Origin of the sequence: Ancylomarina longa (assembly GCF_003996985.1) — a bacterium.
GTDB lineage: Bacteria > Bacteroidota > Bacteroidia > Bacteroidales > Marinifilaceae > Ancylomarina_A > Ancylomarina_A longa.
Window position 1 is genome coordinate 1 of the sequence record NZ_RJJX01000049.1, and the last position, 3,427, is coordinate 3,427.

At 38.3% G+C, this 3,427-nt stretch carries 3 protein-coding genes; all 3 read left to right on the forward strand.

Annotated elements, in window-relative coordinates; translation table 11 throughout:
• Positions 1-118 precede the first annotated feature (118 nt).
• Positions 119-781: a sigma 54-interacting transcriptional regulator gene (locus DLK05_RS16290; RefSeq protein WP_127345066.1), complete on the forward strand. Its 663-nt coding sequence runs from the start codon at positions 119-121 to the stop codon at positions 779-781.
• On the forward strand, positions 771-2,126 hold the full coding sequence (locus DLK05_RS16295; RefSeq protein WP_127345067.1) for a sensor histidine kinase: 1,356 nt from the start codon (positions 771-773) through the stop codon (positions 2,124-2,126). Before DLK05_RS16290 ends, DLK05_RS16295 begins: the two co-directional genes overlap by 11 nt.
• Before the next feature lie 259 nt (positions 2,127-2,385).
• Positions 2,386-2,856, forward strand: coding sequence for an IS200/IS605 family transposase (gene tnpA, locus DLK05_RS16300; RefSeq protein WP_127345068.1), 471 nt, complete (start codon positions 2,386-2,388; stop codon positions 2,854-2,856).
• The last annotated feature ends 571 nt before the right edge of the window (positions 2,857-3,427 follow it).

Genomic DNA, 3,427 nt, shown 5'->3' on the forward strand with positions numbered 1-3,427 from the left:
ATCTGTATATGGGCTTAAGCCTAATGTTTGTTGTTGAACGAGCATAATATTATTTTTCTAACAGGCTCTAAGATATTAAAAAAGCATCAAGCCAAAGAGTAATTCTTCGGTTTGATGCTTGATAGTATGTTACTTTTTCAGTGGCCTCGCCTGTGGAGGTACTCTTTTTCTCGATGAAATTGGAAATTTATCCCCGGCTATGCAAGCCAAGCTGTTGTCTGTATTACAAAACCGACAGCTGATCCGCGTAGGCGAGAATTCTCCTATTTCTATTGATGTACGATTGGTGTGTGCTACCAATGGTAATCTTTTGCAGATGGTTCGGGAATCGCGTTTTCGCGAAGATCTGCTCTACCGCATCAATACCATTCAAATAGATTTGCCACCTTTACGGGATCGAAAATCTGATATTCCCGAATTGGCACGTTTTTTTGTGGATCGATATGCTAACAAATACCATAAAAAGGCGATGAGAATCACAAAAGAGGCGATGGCAAAGTTAAAAACCTACTCCTGGCCGGGCAATGTTCGGGAGTTGCAACACGCTATCGAAAAAGCCGTGATATTGAGTGATGCGACTATACTTGATATTGCTGATTTTGCTTTCCGTAGCGAGGATTTTGCCAGAGTAGATGCATCAGGAGGTACTTTGGAGGACATGGAAAAACAGCTGATACAAACTGCAATGAAAAAGCAGAGTGGCAATTTAAGCGCAGTAGCTTCCCAGCTGGGAATCACCCGCCAGACCCTATACAATAAAATCAGGAAATATGGTTTATAGACATTATAACTTGCACCTGTGGTATAGGATAGCCTTACTCCTGATTTTTGCAGGACTGACAGGCTTTGCAATAGCACTGAAACAGCTTTACATTTTGGCACTGTTAGGTGTTTGCGAAATTATAGTAGTCGGGGAGTTTATTCGATTTTTAAATAAAACTCACCGACAGATGAACTACTTTATTCAGGCCATAAAGAATGAGGATACCACCCTTCGCTTCCCTTCAAAAACAGGCAATCCCATCATTAATGAATTGCACCAAAGCCTGAACGAATTAAATGGTATTTTGCAGAAGGTACAGCTTAAAAGCCGTATTAAAGAGAAATACTTTAGCGAGATACTGCAACATATTGCTACAGGTGTGGTGGTACTAACGGATAAAGGCTTTGTTACGGATGTGAATGCGGCAGCGATGGAATTAATCGGACTGGAAACATTTACCCACATCGATCAGTTAAAGCGTATCGATTCCCGTTTTGCACTTGCCTTATCCGAAATTAAAAACCGACAGCGAAAAGTACTCGATATTTTACTTCCCAAAGAGCGGATTCAGGTGATCACCAGATGTTCGGTAATCCGATTAGAAGAGGAGGAGGTAAAGCTGATTACTTTACAGGATATTCGGGGCGAATTGGAGCGGAAGGAGGTAGATGCCTGGGTTAAGCTGATTCGTGTGCTGAGTCATGAGATCATGAATTCATTGGCTCCTGTTACCTCCATTGCCCAATCGCTGCAAAGCATCTGGATGCAGAAAACCGAAGGGATTGCCAATAATTTACCGGATGAGGAAGTGGAAAAAACCATCAACGGATTAGGAGTTATCACTGAGATGAGTGAGGGCCTGATTCGTTTTGTAAAATCTTACCGGGTCTTGTCAAAAGCACCACAACCGGTAATGACATCTATAGCGATACACAGTTTTTTCGATCGTTTAAATATACTGCTTTCTCCACTCCGGGAGGATTTTCAGGGAAAGATAAGTTTGCAGGATGCACGAAGCAATTTTCATTTTATTGCCGATGAACAAATGATGGTGCAGGTTATTATCAACCTGGTGAAAAATGCGACCGAAGCTATTAATGAGATGGCTTCCCGGAAAGATTCCTTCGCCAGCATCGTGGTAAGCGCAATCCAAAAAGGGCAAATCACCGAAATCCGGGTAAAGGATAACGGACAAGGCATTCCCGTGGAAATTGCAGATGAAATTTTTATTCCATTCTTCACCACTAAGGAACATGGATCGGGAATAGGTCTCAGTTATTCCCGGCAAATTCTTCGGGCACATGGCGGAAGCCTCATTTGCAGATCAAGACCGGGCGAAACAGTGTTCACAGTGCGGTGGTAATTCAATTGCCTCTGGATTTATCCAGAGGATTTAAAAAACAATCTGTTGTTAAAACAACAGGCAATTGAATTAGGATCTAGGCATTTTATCAGAATCCCTTTATTTGAGCACTTTTTACAAATTAGACTTCTTAACTATTTATTTGCAAGAATTGTATCAATTGCCTCTGGCTTTAGCCAGAGGATTTAGAAATATTAATCATTGTAATGTTCAGTAATAATTTGTAATTTCCTGTTCCCAAATAATAAAGCAAATTTCTATGCCCTATCTTAAAATTTACATTCATTTTGTTTGGAGTACCAAGTATCGAGAGCCATTTTTAGAATCTTCTTTATTAAGAAAAAAAGTATGGCAACACATAAAGGATAATGCAAATGAAAAAGGAATACATATCGATTTTATAAGTGGATATAAAGATCATTGTCATTGTTTGATTTCTTTTAATGCACATCAAACTGTGAAAGATGTAATGCATCTGATTAAAGGAGAATCATCCTATTGGATTAATAAAAACAAGTATTGCAAGTATCAATTTCAGTGGCAGGACGATTACTATGCAGTTTCAGTTGGGAAATCCGAATTAAGTAGGGTTCGCAATTATATCAAAAATCAGGAAACCCATCATCAAACACAATCATTTCAATTAGAAGAAGACCAATTGATTGAGAAATATGGATTTGTTAAAATGAATGATCATGAAGATCCAGTTGTTAAAACAACAGGCAATTGATAAGTTATATAAGCATTTTATCAGCATCTCTTTATATGAGCAATTTCCACAATCAGAATTCTTAATTATCCACTGGCATGAACTATATCAATTGCCTCTGGCTTTATCCAGATGATATAAAAAACATCCAGTTGTTAAAACAACAGGCAATTGATAAGTTATATAAGCATTTTATCAGCATCTCTTTATTTGAGCAGTTTCCACAATCAGAATTCTTAATTATCCATTTGCAATAACTGTATCAATTGCCTCTGGCTTTATCTAGAGGATATAAAAAAACCTGTTGTTAAAACAACAGGCAATTAATTTTGATGAGAAATATATTTGGAATTAGGCTTTCGCCCCTTCAGGGCTTGATTAACAAATTGCATTAGAATCAACGGGCTTTGCCCGTTGCTATTGCTTTAGTCCTTTCAGGACAAAAGTGGAATAGGTACATTTGACTAGACATTAAATTAAGCCCTTATCTTTACGTTATGAGAGGAAAAGTTAGAAGGAAGTATGATAAAGAGTTCAAGACAATGGTTGTGAATTTATGCTTAAGTGGACGCAAATCTAAAGAAGTTGCATT

Coding starts and splice junctions, on each gene's coding strand:
- DLK05_RS16295 (WP_127345067.1), top strand. CDS start 771: ATGGTTTATAGACATTATAACTTGCACCTGTGGTATAGGATAGCCTTA.
- tnpA (WP_127345068.1), top strand. CDS start 2,386: ATGCCCTATCTTAAAATTTACATTCATTTTGTTTGGAGTACCAAGTAT.